Source organism: Bradyrhizobium sp. Kon58, from assembly GCF_055807455.1.
The window spans coordinates 1-274 of sequence record NZ_JBVVOT010000424.1 but is presented as its reverse complement, the minus strand read 5'-3'; the positions used below and the strand labels follow the sequence as shown (position 1 = coordinate 274).

General features: G+C 48.5%; 1 protein-coding gene. It reads left to right on the top strand.

Annotated features, from left to right (window positions below; genetic code table 11):
• Positions 1–56: 56 nt before the first annotated feature.
• The coding region (locus AC0L20_RS41010; protein ID WP_473295828.1) for an MFS transporter at positions 57–274 on the top strand (218 nt) is incomplete at its 3' end.

Genomic DNA, 274 nt, shown 5'->3' with positions numbered 1-274 from the left:
CCCGGAAAAAGGCGTGGCTATCCACATGGGTATCGCGACGGCGAAAGAATAATAAAATCCTGAAGTCCTTCTCTCCGTTATCCATCGTCGTGTTGTCCAGTTTATGCGCATCGCTTCGCTGGGCGTTCTTTTCTAACAGCGACAGCCTATCACTCATCATCATAGGGCAATGCATGCACGCTCTGAGTTTTGCTGCTTATCACACGGCGATTATGCGCTTTATTCGCGATCACGCTCCGCAAGACATACAGACGTTAACTCAGGGATTCTATTA